At 69.4% G+C, this 17001-nt stretch carries 12 protein-coding genes; 11 read left to right on the top strand and 1 reads right to left on the bottom strand.

The genetic code is table 11. From position 1 onward, the window contains the following. Window positions 1–36 precede the first annotated feature (36 nt). Window positions 37–750, top strand: a complete 714-nt coding sequence (locus tag V9G19_RS13060; protein ID WP_462285841.1) for an O-methyltransferase — start codon at window positions 37–39, stop codon at window positions 748–750. Further along, the gene (truA, locus tag V9G19_RS13065; RefSeq protein ID WP_462285842.1) at window positions 747–1607 is read left to right on the top strand and encodes a tRNA pseudouridine(38-40) synthase TruA; all 861 of its coding nucleotides are present in this window, start codon (window positions 747–749) and stop codon (window positions 1605–1607) included. Before V9G19_RS13060 ends, truA begins: the two co-directional genes overlap by 4 nt. Here the strand turns inward: truA and V9G19_RS13070 are convergent. Further along, window positions 1604–2956 carry a TrpB-like pyridoxal phosphate-dependent enzyme gene (locus V9G19_RS13070; protein WP_462285843.1) on the bottom strand — a complete coding sequence of 451 codons (1353 nt, stop codon included), beginning with the start codon at window positions 2954–2956 and terminating at the stop codon, window positions 1604–1606. The two genes, truA and V9G19_RS13070, sit on opposite strands and share 4 nt — an antisense overlap. A 219-nt stretch (window positions 2957–3175) precedes the next feature. Between V9G19_RS13070 and V9G19_RS13075 the strand changes: the two genes are divergently transcribed. The 9 genes from V9G19_RS13075 to V9G19_RS13115 all read left to right on the top strand — a co-directional run bounded on the left by V9G19_RS13075 (window position 3176) and on the right by V9G19_RS13115 (window position 16992). Further along, a complete protein-coding gene (locus V9G19_RS13075) occupies window positions 3176–5032 on the top strand; it encodes a methylmalonyl-CoA mutase subunit beta (protein ID WP_462285844.1) in 1857 nt (618 codons plus the stop codon). Beyond that, window positions 5029–7209: a methylmalonyl-CoA mutase gene (gene scpA / locus V9G19_RS13080; RefSeq protein WP_462285845.1), complete on the top strand. Its 2181-nt coding sequence runs from the start codon at window positions 5029–5031 to the stop codon at window positions 7207–7209. Before V9G19_RS13075 ends, scpA begins: the two co-directional genes overlap by 4 nt. Then, window positions 7202–8206 (top strand): methylmalonyl Co-A mutase-associated GTPase MeaB, encoded by a 1005-nt coding sequence (gene meaB, locus V9G19_RS13085; protein WP_462285846.1) that lies wholly within the window; start codon window positions 7202–7204, stop codon window positions 8204–8206. The genes scpA and meaB overlap by 8 nt, the downstream gene beginning before the upstream one ends. Before the next feature lie 1081 nt (window positions 8207–9287). Then, window positions 9288–11000 carry an ABC-F family ATP-binding cassette domain-containing protein gene (locus tag V9G19_RS13090; RefSeq protein ID WP_462285847.1) on the top strand — a complete coding sequence of 571 codons (1713 nt, stop codon included), beginning with the start codon at window positions 9288–9290 and terminating at the stop codon, window positions 10998–11000. Window positions 11001–11107: 107 nt separating this feature from the next. Beyond that, a complete protein-coding gene (locus V9G19_RS13095; protein ID WP_462285848.1) occupies window positions 11108–11875 on the top strand; it encodes an MBL fold metallo-hydrolase in 768 nt (255 codons plus the stop codon). Between the two features lie 42 nt (window positions 11876–11917). Then, window positions 11918–14059: an alpha-amylase family glycosyl hydrolase gene (locus V9G19_RS13100; protein WP_462285849.1), complete on the top strand. Its 2142-nt coding sequence runs from the start codon at window positions 11918–11920 to the stop codon at window positions 14057–14059. A 21-nt stretch (window positions 14060–14080) separates the two neighbouring features. Beyond that, window positions 14081–15247 carry a CaiB/BaiF CoA transferase family protein gene (locus V9G19_RS13105; RefSeq protein ID WP_462285850.1) on the top strand — a complete coding sequence of 389 codons (1167 nt, stop codon included), beginning with the start codon at window positions 14081–14083 and terminating at the stop codon, window positions 15245–15247. A 3-nt stretch (window positions 15248–15250) separates the two neighbouring features. After that, window positions 15251–16048 (top strand): enoyl-CoA hydratase/isomerase family protein, encoded by a 798-nt coding sequence (locus tag V9G19_RS13110; RefSeq protein WP_462285851.1) that lies wholly within the window; start codon window positions 15251–15253, stop codon window positions 16046–16048. Next, a complete protein-coding gene (locus V9G19_RS13115) occupies window positions 16048–16992 on the top strand; it encodes a PfkB family carbohydrate kinase (protein ID WP_462285852.1) in 945 nt (314 codons plus the stop codon). Before V9G19_RS13110 ends, V9G19_RS13115 begins: the two co-directional genes overlap by 1 nt. Window positions 16993–17001: the final 9 nt, after the last annotated feature.

Below are 17001 nucleotides of genomic sequence, written 5' to 3' on the forward strand. Positions count from 1 at the left end.
TTCGACACGAGCGGGTGAGCCGATTACGTTGCCGTCGTGATCGATCGCAAACTCACCGGAATCCGGAATGCGCTCACCCACCATGGCACCCCGCTCGCGCAGGCCGTCGCCGCCGCGCTCGGGCGGAGTGCCGACGACGATCTCGAGGAGGCTGAGCGCGCCGGGATTGCCGTCATCGAAGCGCGGCGCGCGAAATTGCTGAAAGACGCCAGCCTCGTGCCCGGCTACCCGGACCTGACCGTCCGCAACGCCACGGCGAAGGCGAGCAAGAACGCCCACGAGGCCCGCGTGATCTTCCTGATTCTGCGCGGCCAGGGCGCCCTGACCGGCGTGGAACTCGGCGCCAACATGGGGATCAGCGGGGCCTACCAAGCCCTGGCGCTGCAATTGAACGGTGGGGGACAATTCATCTCCCTCGAGGGCAGCGAAGGCCGGGCCGCCTTGGCCCGAGAGACGGTCGCGCCCTACGACAACACCGAGATCCGCGTGGGGCAGTTCGATCAGACTCTGGAGCTGACGCTGGCGGAGTTGGGCGAGCTGGACTATGCCTTCGTGGACGGCAATCACCGGCGCGACCCGACCCTCGAGTACTTCGAGTTGATCCTTCCCCGGGTGCGGCGTCCGGGAGTGTTGCTGTTCGACGACATCCATCACAATCCTGGCATGGACGAGGCGTGGGCGGTCATTGCCGCGGACCCGCGGGTGTCCCTGGACTGTGGACCTGGGCCGGATCGGCCTGTGCCTCATTGAGGGATGACGAGCCTCCCCGCTCGGGCACGCAGCGGGTGCGGATCGACCTTGCTTACGACGGGCGCGCCTTCTCCGGCTGGGCCGCCCAACCCGGGTTGCGCACGGTCGAGGACACCCTCGCCGCCGCGCTCACCACGATCCTGCGGACGATCGAGCCGGTGCGGCTGGTCGTCGCCGGGCGCACCGACGCCGGTGTCCATGCCCGTGGCCAGGTGGTCCATGCCGATCTCGATGCCGCCGCGTATGCCGCGCTGCCCGGCCGCAACGACCGCTCGCCCGAGCGAGCCGCCCGGGACCGGCTGAACGCCGTCCTCCCCGACGACGTCGTGGTCCGCCGGGTCGCCGCCGCCCCGCCCGGCTTCGATGCCCGCTTCGCTGCCGTATGGCGCCGCTACCGCTACCGGATCTGCGACGATCCCGCCGCGTTCGACCCGCTCCGGCGCCACGACACGGTCGTGATCAACGACCGCCTCGACCCGGGCGCGATGACGCGCGCCGCGCAGCGGTTGCTCGGGCTGAACGACTTCGCCGCCTTCTGCAAGCGCCGCGACGGCGCGAGCACGGTGCGCACGCTGATCGACTACTCCTGGTACCGCGAGGACGACGCCACCGTCACCGCCACCGTGCGCGCGGACGCCTTTTGCCATTCGATGGTGCGTGCCCTCGTCGGCGCGCTCGTGCCCGTCGGCCTGGGGCGGGCGCCGGTGAGCTTTCCGGCGGAAGTGCTGGCGGGCGGCATACGAGATCCGCGGGTGAAGGTCATGCCCGCCCATGGGCTGTGCCTGGAAGAAGTCGGCTATCCACCGGACGACCAGCTCGCGGTCCGGGCGGCGCAGGCGAGAAACCGCCGGGGTTAAACCGCTGGCAGGTGGGCCAGGGCGTCGGCCAGGTCGGCGTCGGAGAGGGGATCGTCCCCCAGTTGGCCGGCGAGATACTTCTCGTAGGCACCGAGTTCCAGCAGGCCGTGTCCGGACAGGCCGACGACGATGACCTCCTCGGTGCCGGACTCCTTGGCGGCCAACGCGACCCGGCGAGCCTGCGCCAGCGCGTGGGCGGACTCCGGCGCGGGCACGATGCCCTCGACCCGGGCGAACTCGACCGCGGCCTCGAAGCACTCGTTCTGGTGCAGGGCGGCCGCCTCGATCAGGCCCTCGTGGAAGACGTGCGAGACCAGCGGCGCCATCCCGTGGTAGCGCAGCCCGCCGGCGTGAATCGGCGAGGGTACGAAGTCGTGGCCGAGGGTGTACATCTTCATCAGCGGCGTCAGGCCCGCGGAGTCGCCGAAGTCATAGCGGTATTCGCCGCGGGTCAGGGTGGGGCACGAGGTCGGCTCGACCGCGGTGATGGTCGGCGACAGCCGGCCCTGGAGCTTCTCGCGCAGGAAGGGGAAGGCGAGCCCGGCGAAGTTGGAACCTCCACCCGCGCAACCGATCACATGGTCGACGGCGGACTCCCCGGCCTTGGCCAATTGCGTCAGGGCCTCCTGACCGATCACCGTCTGGTGCAGCAGCACGTGGTTGAGCACGGAGCCGAGGGCATACTTCGCGCCCTCGTCCTGGGCGGCCAGCTCGACCGCCTCGGAGATCGCGATTCCGAGCGATCCGGGGTGGTCGTCGGGGAAGGCCCGGCCGGACTGGGTCATCCGCGACGGCGAGCGGTGCACGGTCCCGCCGAACACCTCGATCAGCGTGCGGCGTTGGGGTTTGGTGTCAAAAGAGACCCCGACCTGCCACACCTCGCAGCTCATGTCGAACAGCGCGCACGCATAAGCCAGCGCCGTGCCCCACTGCCCGGCACCCGTCTCGGTGGTCAGCCGGGTGATGCCGTGCAGCGAGTTGTAATACGCCTGCGGCACCGAGGTGTTGGTCTTGTGCGAGCCGGCTGGCGAGACGCCCTCGTACTTGTAGTAGATCCGAGCCGGCGTCCCGAGCCGCTTCTCCAGGCCCAGCGCCCGATACAGCGGGGAGGGCCGGTAGCCCCGGTAGACGTCGCGCACCGGTTCGGGGATCTCGACGTACTGCTCCTGGCTGACCTCCTGCATGATCAGCTCGATCGGGAACAGCGGGGCGAGGTCGTCGGGACCGACCGGCTCGTGGGTCGCCGGGTGCAGCGGCGCGGGGGGCGGCGTCGGCAGGTCGGGGACGATGTTGTACCAGTGGGTGGGAAGCTCGGACTCGTCGAGGGTGATCTTGCGCTGGTCGGTCACTGCCGCTCTCTTTCGTATGCCGCTCGACGGGCCGGCTCCGAACCCGTGCCTGCACCCTAGCGGGAGTCCGCCCGGCCGGTCCGGGCGAGGTCGTCGTGGTGGCGAAGCTCTCCCGAGGCGGGCCCCAGCCGGGCCCAGTCCTCGGTAGGCTGATCGGGATCGGCGAGGGTGCCCGAGACGATTGATGGCGCCCCGATGCACCGCAGGCAAGGAGCGAGGATGTCCGACACGATGTCGCTGGCCGGCGATTTCCCGGCGCAAACCGAGGACGACTGGCGGCGCCTGGTCGCGGGCGTGCTCAACAAGGGCCGGCCCGAGGACAAGCACCTCTCCCCGGAGGAGGCCGAGGCCAAGCTGCGAACCGGGATTCCGGGCGGGCTGAGCATCGAGCCGCTCTATGTCCGGCCTGAGAGCCCCCGGGCCCTCGGGTTGCCGGGCGAGATGCCGTTCACGCGCGGGCGCGCGCTGCGCAGTCCGACGCTGCCGTGGGATGTGCGCCAACTCCACGATGATCCCGATACCGCCGCCACGCGCGCGGCGATCATGGACGACCTGGAGCACGGCGTCACCTCGGTCTGGTTGCACGTCGGGGCCGACGGTCTGGCCGTCGGCGATGTGGCGATCGCGCTCGGCGGCGTCGACCTGGCCATCGCCCCGGCAGTGGTCTCGTCCTGGGACGACCAACCGGGCGCCGCCGCGGCGTTGTTGGCGGTCTTGTCGGAGGCGGATTGGGCCGTCGTGCAAGGCAACCTCGGTCTCGACCCGCTCGGCGCCGCGGCTCGCACCGGAGAGGCGGCGGACCTGTCCGGCCTTGCCAAGGGGGTAGCCGATGTCGCCGACTTCCCCAAGGTGCGCGCCATCACGGTGGACGCGCGCCCCTACTACGACGCCGGCGCCGATGGCGTCGACGAGATTTCGTATGCCGTTGCCACCGGCGTCGCCTATCTCCGCCGCCTGGAGAGCGACGGGGTCGGGCCGGAAAAGGCATTCGGCCAGATCGATTTCCGCGTCTCTGCTACCGCCGATCAGTTCCTCACGATCGCCAAGCTGCGGGCCCTGCGCCGGGTCTGGGCTCGTGTCGGTGAGGTCGTCGGCGTGCCCGCGGACGCCCGCGGCGCCTATACCCACGCCGTGACCGCGTTGCGGATGTTCACCCGAGACGATCCCTGGACCAATGTGCTGCGCAGCACGATCGCCGCCTTTGGCGCCTCGGCCGGTGGAGCGGACGCGATCACCGTGTTGCCCTATGACACGGTTGCCGGTCTGCCGGAGCGGTTCTCGCGACGGCTGGCCCGCAACACCCAGATCATCCTCGCCGACGAGTCCAATGTCGGACGGGTCACCGACCCCGCCGGCGGCGCTTGGTATGTCGAGGATCTCACCGACGAGGTCGCCGAGAAGGCGTGGGCCGCGTTCCAGGAGATCGAGAGCGCCGGCGGCATGGCCCAAGCCCTTGCCGACGGTGTTGTCGCCCAACGTATCTCGGACGACCGTGACGCCGAGGCCGGGCAGCTGGCCAGCCGGCGCCATCCGATCACCGGGGTGAGCATGTTCCCGCTCGCGGCCGAGCAGCCGGTGCAGCGCAGGAAGCGGACGGCTTTGGCCACGTCGGATAAGGCACTTGTGCCGCATCGGGATTCGCTGGTCTTCGAGGCGTTGCGGGACAGGTCCGCTGCGTTCGCCACCGCCACGGGCGCGGCGCCGACCGTCGGGCTCGCCGCCCTGGGAACCCGGCGCGACTTCGGCGCGCGGGAGACCTTCGTGCAGAACCTCCTCGGCGTCGCCGGCATCGGCACGGTCACCCAGGAGGGCGACGACTCGGCCGCCAAGGCAGCCGCTGCCAGCCCGGACACGGTCGTGATCGCCTGCTCGCCCAAGGGATATGGGAAATACGCTGCGGACGCGGTCGCCGCCCTGCGCGCGGCCGGCGTCGGTCAGGTGCTCGTCGCCGGGCGCGCCAAGGAACTCGGCGAGACCACGGTCGACGGCGCGATTTATGACGGCATGGACATCGTCGCCTTCCTCGGCGGACTACTCGACCGACTCGGCGCCCCGGCGGAAGGAGCCTCCCGATGAGCATCCCGACCAGCTTTGCCGACGTCGACCTTGCGGCGACCGGCGACGAAGGAGCCTCGGTGGCCGAGGCGACGGAGCGCGCGAGCGCAGCCCCCCGAGAGTCGTGGACAACCCCCGAGGCGATCGAGGTCGCGCCGCTCTATACCGAGCAGGATCTCGCCGGACTCGACTTCCTCGATACCGTACCCGGAGCGCCGCCCTTCCTGCGTGGCCCCTATCCGACGATGTATGTCCAGCGGCCGTGGACGATCCGGCAGTATGCTGGCTTCTCCACCGCCGAGGAGTCCAACGCCTTCTACCGGCGCAATCTCGCTGCGGGACAAAAGGGTTTGTCGGTCGCCTTCGACCTGGCCACCCACCGCGGCTACGATTCCGACCACCCGCGCGTTGCCGGAGACGTCGGCATGGCCGGGGTGGCGATCGACTCGATCTATGACATGCGGACGCTGTTCAGCGGCATACCACTGGATCAGATGAGCGTCTCGATGACGATGAACGGTGCGGTCATCCCGATCCTCGCGCTCTATGTCGTTGCGGCAGAGGAGCAGGGGGTCGCGCCGGAGAAGCTGGCCGGGACCATCCAGAATGACATCCTCAAGGAGTTCATGGTCCGCAACACCTACATCTATCCGCCGACTCCGAGCATGCGGATCGTCTCGGACATCTTCGGCTACACCAGCGAAAAGATGCCGCGGTTCAACTCGATCTCGATCTCTGGATATCACATGCAGGAGGCCGGGGCGACCCAGGACCTCGAGCTGGCCTACACCCTGGCCGACGGCGTCGAATACATCCGGGCGGGCAAGGCGGTCGGCCTCGCGGTCGACAAGTTCGCCCCCCGGCTGAGCTTCTTCTGGGCGATCGGCATGAACTTCTACATGGAGGTGGCCAAGCTGCGCGCCGCCCGGCTGCTGTGGGCGCGCCTGGTCAAGGAACAGGGCGGCACCAACCCCAAGTCGCTCTCGCTGCGCACCCACAGCCAGACCTCCGGCTGGTCGTTGACCGCGCAGGACGTGTTCAACAATGTCGTGCGCACCTGCATCGAGGCGATGGCGTCCACGCAGGGGCACACGCAGTCGCTGCACACCAACGCGCTCGACGAAGCGATCGCGCTGCCAACGGATTTCAGCGCCCGCATCGCGCGCAACACGCAGTTGCTCATCCAGCAGGAGTCCGGAACCTGCCGCACGATCGACCCGTGGGCCGGATCGGCATACGTCGAGAAGTTGACGCACGACCTGGCCGAGCGCGCGTGGGAACACATCCAGGAGGTCGAGGCGGCCGGCGGGATGGCCAAGGCGATCGAAGCCGGCATCCCCAAGATGCGGATCGAGGAGGCGGCCGCGCGGACCCAGGCGCGGATCGACTCCGGGCAGCAACCGGTGGTCGGCGTCAACACCTATGTCGTCGCGGAGGACGAGGCGATCGACGTCCTCAAGGTCGACAACGCCTCGGTCCGGGCCCAGCAGATCGCCAAGCTGGAGCGGTTGCGCGCCGAGCGCGACGAGCAGGCCTGCCAGGCGGCGCTGACCAAGCTCACCGAGGCGGCGCGCACCCCCGACGGCACGTTGGCGACCAACCTGCTCGCCTGCGCCATCGACGCCGCCCGCGCGATGGCGACCGTCGGCGAGATGTCCGCGGCGATGGAGGAGGTCTTCGGGCGCTACACCGCGCAGATCCGTACCATCGGAGGCGTGTATTCCGCCGAAGCCGGGGATGACCAGGGCGTCAAGACCGCGCAGCAATTGGTCGAGGAATTCGAGGAGGCCGAGGGCCGGCGCCCCCGGATCCTCGTGGCCAAGATGGGCCAGGACGGTCACGACCGCGGGCAGAAGGTGATCGCGACCGCCTTTGCCGACCTCGGCTTCGACGTCGATGTGGGTCCGCTCTTCCAGACGCCCGAGGAGGTCGCGCGTCAGGCCGTCGAGGCCGACGTCCACATCGTCGGGGTCTCCTCGCTCGCCGCCGGGCACCTGACGCTCGTCCCCGCGCTGCGGCAGGAGCTGGATAAGCTCGAGCGCCAGGACCTGATGATCGTCGTCGGCGGCGTCATCCCGGCGCAGGACTTCGACGAGCTGCGCGCGGCCGGTGCCGATGCGATCTATCCTCCCGGCACGGTCATCGCGACCGCCGCGATCGACCTGCTGAAGGACCTCCGGGCGCGCCTGGATGCGTGAGATCGATGTCGCCGCGCTGACCGACGGCGTCCTCGCCGGGTCCCGCGCGGCGATCGCCCGCGCGATCACGCTCGTCGAGTCGCACCGGCCCGACCACCGGCCGAAGGCGAGCGAGTTGGTGCGGGCGATCACGCCGCATACCGGCGCCTCGGTGCGGGTCGGGATCACCGGTGTGCCGGGGGCCGGGAAGTCGACGTTCATCAACGCGCTCGGGGTTCGGCTGATCGATCGCGAGCACAAGGTCGGTGTCGTCGCCGTCGACCCCAGCTCGCGCCGCACCGGCGGCTCGATCCTCGGCGACCGGACCCGGATGGCCGACCTGACCGCCCTCGACGGGGCCTTCGTGCGGCCCTCACCGAGCGGCAAGCACCTCGGCGGGGTCGCCCGGGCGACGCGCGAGTCGATGCTCATCCTCGAGGCCGCCGGCTTCGGGGTGATCATCGTCGAGACGGTTGGCGTGGGGCAGAACGAGATCGCCGTGTCGGAGATGGTCGACACCTTCTTGCTGCTGACCATCGCCGGGGCCGGGGATCAACTGCAGGGGATCAAGCGCGGGATCATCGAGCTCGCCGACGTCATCGCCGTCAACAAGGCCGACGGTGACAACGAGGGCCGGGCCAAGGTCGCCGCCCGCGACCTGAAGACCGCGATGCGGTTGATGCTGCCCGGCAAGGACGTGCGCCGCCCCGAGATCCTGACCTGCTCGGCGCAGACGGGCGCGGGTCTGGACGAGGTGTGGCAGGCCGTTCTGGATCACCGGGCGCATCTGGAGTCCGAGGGATCACTGGCCGCGCGCCGGGCGCGCCAGCAGGAGGACTGGATGTGGGCGATGGTGGATGCCCACCTGACCGACGCCGTCCGCGACTCGCCGTCGGTGCGGGCGATGGTGCACGACCTGACCGAGGCCGTGCGCACCGGCCGGACGAGCGCCGTGGAAGGTTCCGAGCGGATTCTCGGCTCGTATGCCGCGGACCTGCGCAGGTCTTCCCCAAGCTGACGCATTGCCGAGCAGCGCGCATTCGAGGCTGCGAGAGATGGGCTGAGAGAACAGACGTGTCACCTCACGGGGCGTCTCGGGTTGCGGGGGGGCTAAACGCTCGACAATGGTCTGGCGACAGGTCGTCGCGTCTGGCTACGGCGTGGGAGGTCGTCATGAAATCTTGGCTTCCTGACTGACAAGGCGCAATCCTGGCCGACGGTTTTCGCATCCTGGTACTTCGCCGTCGGTCCGCTCACCGGTGTCGCTGCAGGGACGCTGGCCTGCCTGTGGCCGGCGTGGCGGGCCGCCCGGGTCGCGCCGGCAACTGCAATGAGATGGAGTAGCCGCCGTGAGGCGTCCGCGAGAAGTCGAGATGGGAGCACGTGCAACTCCTGCACCACGTCGGCATCGTGGCCCCTTGCTCGTCCTAGTCGTCCTGATGTTGGTCGCGACGGTCACGACAATTCGGGCGTGGGCGGTCGAGGGAGCCTTCGAAGGCTGGGCTCGGGCGCCGATTGTCGGCAGGGAGGTTGCTGTGGTGTGTCCATCGCCGGCTGGGGAATCGGTGGGCGCCACTCGCCTGCGTGACCAACGGGGGAGATTCACCTTGACGCTTGACTCGGTCACCGGGAACGGGCAACTCCGAGCGTGTCTCGCAACGGCAGGGCCCCGGCAGATGGCGGTGGATTTTGTGGCTGTAACGACGACCCCCCCGGACTCGACGTTCGCCTCTACTGCGAGTTCGCTGCCCTACCGGGGCGGCCACGTCCGCATTGTCTATGGCCGAGTCGATGAGAGTGTGGAGAGCGTTGTCATTCACACCCGGGCCCATCGGGGGATCCAGGCGACCGTCGCCGAAAGTTGGTTCGCAGCCTGGTGGCCGACTCGCCGATACGAGTCCAGGCTTCTGGCCGACCTCGACCCCACCCTCGAATTGACCACCAAAGAGGGAGAGTCGTCCTACTTTCGGCTGCGTGCGTTTCCGAAGCGGTGACGCGCAGCCGATCCCATGCTCTGTCCCCAGCTCGGCGGCGAATAGCCGGATCGGATGGGACAAATCGGTTGGACGACGGCTCGAAATACCCCATCCTTGACCCCCGTGGGTCACATCGAAATCACCGGAGTCGAGTTCACGCTGCCCGACGGGCGGCCGCTGTTGCGCGATGTCAACCTGCGGGTCGGTGAGGGCGCCAAGGTCGCGCTGATCGGGCCCAACGGGACCGGCAAGACCACGCTGATCCGGATGATCGCCGGCGACCTCGCGCCCGACGACGGCACGATCGTGCGCTCCGGGGGGCTGGGGATCATGCGCCAGTTCATCGGGCAGGTCCGCGACGAATCCACCGTCCGCGACCTATTGCTGCTCGCCGCCGCCGGGCCGGTCCGCAAGGCGGCCGCCGAGATCGACCGCACCGAATTGCTCATGATGGAGCGCGATTCCGAGGCCGACCAGCTCGCCTACGCCCAGGCACTCGTCGACTGGGGAGACGTCGGCGGCTACGAGGTCGAGACCTTGTGGGACGAGTGCACCGTGGCCGCGATCGGTATGCCGTTCGAAAAGGCCCAGTGGCGCAAGGTCACCACGCTCTCGGGTGGGGAGCAAAAACGGCTGGTGCTAGAAGCACTGCTGCGCGGGCCGGAGGACGTGCTCATCCTTGATGAGCCCGACAACTACCTCGACGTGCCCGGCAAACGCTGGCTCGAGGAGCGGCTGCATGCCTCGCCCAAGACCGTGCTCTTCATTAGCCACGATCGGGAACTGTTGTCCCACAGCGCAACCCGCATTGCCACGCTGGAGCCCAATCCGGCCGGGGCGAGCATTTGGGTGCATCCGGGGCCGTTCACGACCTACGACCAGGCCCGCCAGGACCGCAACGACCGGCTCGATGAGCTGTTGCGCCGCTGGGAGGAGGAGCACCAGAAGCTGAAGGACCTGGTGCAGATGTACAAGGTGAAGGCGGCCTACAACGACGGCCTCGCCTCGCGCTATCAGGCTGCCAAGACCCGGCTGGCGAAGTTCGAGGAAGCCGGACCGCCGGAGCGAGTTCCGTTGCGGCAGAACGTCCGGATGCGGCTGACCGGTGGCCGGACCGCCAAGCGCGCGGTCGTTTGTGAACGCCTGGAGTTGCAGCTCGTCGCTCCGGACGGCGGGGCACCAACCCCGCTGATGAAACCCTTCGACGCTGAGCTGTGGTTCGGTGAGCGGATCGCGGTGCTCGGGTCGAACGGATCGGGGAAGTCGCACTTCCTGCGGCTGCTCGCTGCCGGCGGCAGCGATCCCGACATCGAGCACCGCCCTGTCGGGGACATCGCGCCGACGCCGGTGGCGCACACCGGGATTGTCCGGCTGGGTTCGCGAGTGCGCCCGGGCTGGTTCGCCCAGACCCACGATCACGCGGCGCTGCCCGGCCGGACACTGCTGGAGATCCTCCACCGCGGCGACGAACAGCGGGCGGGCAAGCCACGGGAGGAGGCAGCCAAGGCGCTGGACCGTTATGGCCTGGCGATCGCGGGTGAGCGCACCTTCGAGATGCTCTCCGGCGGGCAGCAGGCCCGCTTCCAGATCCTGCTGCTGGAGCTGTCCGGCGCGACCATGCTGCTGCTCGACGAACCCACGGACAACCTCGACCTGCACTCGGCCGAGGCCCTCGAGGAGGCGCTCGACGCCTTCGAGGGCACGGTCGTGGCCGTCACGCACGACCGGTGGTTCGCCCGGCAGTTCGACCGCTTCCTGGTCTTCGGATCCGACGGACGGGTCTACGAGTCGCCCGATCCGGTGTGGGACGAGTCGCGCGTGCAGCGCCAGCGTTGACGTCGCGGGCACACCTGGATCGCGGTGCGGCGCCGCGACGCCAACTCCTCCACGGATCACGGGCCTGGTAGACAACCTCGGGAATCGACTGCTGCGAGACTGCTCGGATGCGGACCTTGACCGTCCTTGGCGCCAGCGGGGGCTTCCCGGTGGCGGGTCAAGCCTGTAGCGGGTTCTTGATCGACTGGGATGGCTACCGTGTCGTTCTCGATCTCGGATACGGCGCCCTCGCGTGCCTGCTGTCCCATGCGCCCGGAGGCGTCGTGGACGCGGTGGTGATCACACACGAGCACCCCGACCACCGCATCGACCTGCACGGCCTGTTCCGCATCTACCACTACAGCGACCCCAGGCGCGACCGGCTCCCTCTGTACGCACCCGCCCACGTCCTAGAGCGACTGGCCGGGCTCGAGCCCGATGCAAAGCCGACCGACGTGTGCGCCCTCCACGTCCTGCCGGGGACCTATAACCTCGGCCCGTTCACGCTCAACGGCATCCAGCTCAGGCACTTCGTTCCCAACGTGGGCGTCCGCCTCGACGCGCCCGGGTATGCGTTGGCCTACACCGGGGACACCGGGCCCGACCCGTGCCTGGTCGACCTGGGGCGCAACGTGGCTTTGTTCATCGTCGAGGCCACCGATCGACCCGGCAAAACCGGCGCTGCCACACGCAACCTGCTGACCGCCGACGAGGCCGGACAATGGGCCGCCCGCGCGAACGCTGCGCGTCTGCTGCTGACCCACTTCTGGCCCGGAACCGACCGGCATGAAAGTGCGGCCAGGGGCCCGCAAAGCGTTCTGCGGCCCGGTGCTGATCGCCACGCAAGATCTCCAGATCTCACTCGACAGCGCGAGCACGAACACTCCCGAAGATGACAAGTAGCCGTGGCGGAACGCCCTCGTGGGTATCTTGCTCGGGTGACCCGCCGCCGTGCCTACATTCTCGTGCTCGTTGGGGTGCTCGTGGGAGCCGTCGTGGCGGGCGTCGTCACGCGAGGCAAGGACAGTCCCCCGGCGCGAGTTACCAGCCCGCTGAAGCTGTCCGACACGGAGGTGGCGAACTTGGCGCGGCGAGTGGCGCCACCTCGCCACGAGAACTTCTACTTCGTCATGGCCGACCGGTTCGCCAACGGCGACCCGGGCAACGACCGCGGCGGGCTGAGCGGCGACCGGACGGTCACCGGCTTCGACCCGAGCGACAAGGGCATGTATCACGGCGGTGACCTCGCCGGGCTCACCGCGAAGCTGGACTACGTCAAGGGCCTTGGCACGACGGCGATCTGGCTCACCCCGTCCTTCGTCAACCAGCCGGTGCAGGGCAGCGGCGCCGACGTCAGCGCCGGCTATCACGGCTACTGGATCACCGACTTCACCCGGATCGACCCGCACCTCGGCACCAACGACGAGATGACCGCGCTCATCGACGCCGCGCACGCGCGTGGGATGAAGGTCTACTTCGACATCGTCACCAATCACACCGCGGACGTCATCGGCTACGAGGGCGGCGACACGGCATACATCTCGAAGGAGACCAAGCCCTATGTCGACGCCTCCGGCACGGTCTTCGACGACGCCAAGCTTGCCGGCCAACAGAGCTTCCCGGCGCTCACCCCGGATTCCTTCCCACACAAGCCCATTTTCCGCAGTGAGGCCGACAGCAAAGCGAAAACGCCTGCCTGGCTGAACGATCCGACGCTCTACCACAACCGCGGCGACTCGACCTTCGAGGGCGAGTCGTCGACCTACGGCGACTTCTACGGTCTCGATGACCTATTCACCGAGAACCCCACGGTGGTCGACGGGATGATCGAGATCTACCAGAAGTGGATCGATTTTGGCATCGACGGCTTCCGCATCGACACCGTCAAGCACGTCAACCTGCAGTTCTGGCAACGCTTCGGGCCCGCGCTGATGGAGCACGCCAAGGCCGCCGGCAACGACGACTTCTTCATGTTCGGCGAGGTCTATGACACCGACCCGGCGGCGATGTCCCAGTATTCAACCGTGGGCGCCCTCCCGGCCACGCTCGACTTCGGTTTCCAAAGCGCCGCAGTCGATTTCGCTTCCGGACGCCCGGCCACACGCCTGCAGGAGCTGTATGCCGCGGACGACGACTACCTGGACGCCGACTCCAACGCCTATGCGCTGCCGACCTTCCTCGGCAACCACGACCTCGGCCGGGTCGCCTCCTTCCTCAGCCCCAGCGCCGTGGATGATTCCGACCTGCTCCGCCGCATCGAGTTGGCGACAGCGCTGATGTATCTGACCCGCGGCCAACCCGTCGTCTACTACGGCGACGAGCAGGGCTTTATCGGTGCCGGCGGCGACAAGGACGCGCGGCAGGACATGTTCGCAACCAAGGTGGAAGAGTATGCCGCCGACGCCATCGTCGGCGGCGACGCCGGCTCACGCGATCGCTACGACCGCGGGGCTCCGCTTTATCGCCACATCGCGGAGCTGGCCAAACTTCGCGCCGACCATGCCGCCTTGCGCACCGGCATCCAGATCGAGCGGTATGCCGCGGACACCGAGGGCGTCTATGCCTTCTCCCGCATCGACCGGGAGAGCAATGTCGAATACCTCGTCGCCGTCAACAATGCCGCCGACGCACAACCGGTCACGGTCGCCAGCGCCTCACCGGGCATCCGGTTCGACCCGGTCCTCGGCGAGGTCGAGGCAACCACGGCCGACGCCCAGGGTAGCCTGGGGTTCGCCGTTCCCGGGCGCAGCGCGATCGTGCTCCGCGCGGCCGGCCCGATTCCGCCGGCTCAGGCCGCTCCCGAGGTCACGGCGCTCACGCTCGGCACGGGCGGCGCGCTCAGCGGCCAGGCCAAGGTGAGCGCGCAGGTCCGGTCCTCCAGCCCCGTGGAGGTGACCTTCGCGCTGCGTGAGCGAGGGCACGCGGACTGGACGGTCGCCGGGACCGACGACAGCCCGGCATACGGGCTCTATCTCGATGCCGACCGGCTCACGCCCGGGGACTATGAGATCGTCGCCGTCGCCCGCACCCTGGACGGCAAGCTCGGCTATGCCTCGGGAACCGCTCGCGTCGAGCCCTGAGCGGCTTGCTAGCCTGCCCGTATGACCACGTCACCGCCGCGGGGGCCGCTGTCCGACGTGGTGGTTGTGGAACTCGCGGGGATCGGCCCGGCGCCGTTCGCGGCGCTGCTGCTCGCCGAGCTTGGGGCCGATGTGGTCCGCATCGAGCGGCCGGGCGGGGTCTCGCCGCTGGGCGATGTCGGCGGGTTGAGCCGGTCTCGGCCCAATGTGGCGGTCGACGTCAAGAGCCCCGCGGGCCGCGACGTCGTCCTGCGGCTCGTCGAGGGTGCCGACGTCCTGATCGAGGGCTTCCGGCCGGGCGTGGCCGAGCGCCTCGGGCTGGGCCCGCAGGATTGCCACGCCCGCAATGAGCGGCTGATCTATGGCCGGATGACCGGCTGGGGTCAGACCGGGCCGCTCGCCCCGACCGCGGGGCACGACATCAACTACGCGGCCCTAAGCGGTGCGCTGCATTTGTGCGGCACGCCGGAGCGCCCGCTGGCGCCGGTCAACGTTGTCGCCGACTTCGGCGGCGGGACGCTCTATCTCGTCATGGGCATCCTCGCCGCCCTGCACGAGCGCACGGCGACCGGCCGCGGCCAGGTCATCGACGCGGCTATGGTCGACGGCGCCGCATCCCTGGTGACGATGATGTATGGCATGCTCGCGAACGGCTCGTGGGAGGACCGGCGCGGCGTCAACATGATCGACGGTGGCCTGCCCTGCTATGGCACCTATCAGTGCGCGGACGGCAAGTGGGTCGCGGTGGGGGCCCTGGAGCCGCAGTTCTGGGCCGAGCTGAACGCCAAACTCGGCGTGAGTTTCGATCTGCCGCAGTTGGATCCGGCAGGATTCGCCACCCAACGGGCGGCCTACGAGGCGGCCTTCGGCTCGCGCACCCGCGATGAGTGGGCCGAGCATTTCGCCGGCAGCGACGCGTGCGTCACCCCGGTGTTGAGCATGACCGAGGCGCCGGAGCACCCGCACAATCTCGCTCGGGGGATCTTCGCCCGCCTCGACGGTGGCGCCGCCCCACGGATCGCACCCCGCTTCTCCGGCGGCGAACTCCCCGATCCCACGGCCGCTCGCGTCGTTGGCGCCGACACGGTCAGCTATCTGGCGCGGCACGGCTTCACCGCGGCCGAGATCGATGACCTCCTGCGGGCCGGGACGATCCGGCAAGCCCCCGAACCCGAACCGAAGGAGTAGCCGATGACCCAGCCCGGCGCGCGCGTTGTCGTGACCACCGAGGGTCCGGTCGCGACGATCACGATGACCGCCCCCGAACGGCTCAATGCCGTCGATCCGGCGATGCTGGAGGAACTCACAGCGGCGGTCGGCTCCCTCGACGCCGACCCCGCTGTCCGCGTGATCGCGATCACCGGAGCGGGCCGCGGCTTTTGCGCCGGAGCCGATCTTGGCGCCGGCCGGGACATCACGCCCGACAATCAGCAGGACGTGGACCTCAGCGCCACCCTGTATGGCGCCGGGCGTCTCGTCCGCGCGATTGTCACCGCGCGCACGCCGACGGTCGCGCTCGTCGGTGGTGTCGCGGCCGGCGCCGGGCTGTCGATCGCGCTGGCGTGCGACTACTCGCTCGCCACCGAATCGGCGAGCTTCACGATGGCCTTCGTCAAGATCGGGCTGATGCCCGACTGCGGCTCCACGGCGCTCGTCGCGGCCAACATCGGGCGGGCGAAGGCGCTGCGGATGGCGCTGACGGGGGAGCGGATCCCCGCTCCCGTCGCCGAGGCGTGGGGGCTGATCTGCGAGTGCGTCGCCGACGAGGCGTACGCCGAGCGCTCCCGCGCGCTGCTCGCCCAGCTGGCCGGCTCGGCCCCGGTCGCCGTGGCAGCCACGTCGGCGGCCGTCACCGCCGCCGTCCTCGACCTCGAGGCCGCGCTCGCCGTCGAAGAGTCCGGCCAGGTCGCCCTGTTGCAGACGGCGGACTTCCGTGAGGGGGTGGCGGCCTTCCTCGAGAAGCGCGCGGCCCGCTTCCAGGGACACTAATGCCGTCACCGGCGGCGCTGGTGGCCTCTGCCGGCGTCGTCACCGTCGACCTGATCCAGGTCGTCGATCACACCCCGGGCCGCAACGAGAAGATGGTCGCGGTTAGCCAGCGGCTGGAGATCGGTGGCCCTGCGGCCAATGCGGCGCGCACCGTCGCAGCCCTCGGCTGCACCGCCCGGCTGATCGCGCCCTATGGCGCCGGCCCGTTGACGGGGTTCATCCGCGAGCAACTCAGTGCCGCGGACATCGATTGGATCGATCCGATCGCGGGCCAAGCTAATCGCTCGCCGCTGTCCTCGGTGCTGGTGCATCAGCCGACGGGGGAGCGCAGCGTGGTCTTCGGCGGCGGCTCGGCCTGGCGGCCGGCGGACCGGTCCGAGGCGGCTATGTCGGCGTGGCTCGCCGACGCTGGGGCGGTGCTGATCGACGGGCACGGGGGCGCGCTGCCCGCCGTGATCGCGGGCGCCGCGCACGCCCGGGACCTGCCGGTCATCCTCGACGGCGGAAGTCACAAACCGGGCATGGAGGACTATCTGCCGCACGTTACGCTCGCTCTCCTGTCGGCGGACTTCGCACCTCCCGGCGGTGGTGACCCGCTGGCATGGGCCCTTGAGCACGGCGCAGCCGAGGCCGCCCGTTCGGCAGAAGCCGACCCGATCATCTGGCGAACGGCATACGGAGACAGGCAGGTCCCGGCGCGGCCGGTGGAGGCAGTTGACACTCTCGCGGCGGGTGACGTGCTGCACGGTGCGGCCGCCGCCGCGCTCGCGGTCACCGGTGGTGACCGCGAACGCATGGGCGAGGTGCTCGGCTTCGCCGCCGTGGTGGCCTCGGAGTCGGTGCGCTTCCCGGGGGCGCTCGGCTGGGCGGCGGACGAGCGCGTGCTCGCCGAAGCCCGGGCCGAGCTGGCGCGATTGGCCGCGGTTGGTCCTGCCGACCGCTGACCTGCTGCC

The sequence above is a fragment of the Nostocoides sp. genome, from assembly GCF_037045025.1.
Classification (GTDB): domain Bacteria; phylum Actinomycetota; class Actinomycetes; order Actinomycetales; family Dermatophilaceae; genus Nostocoides_A.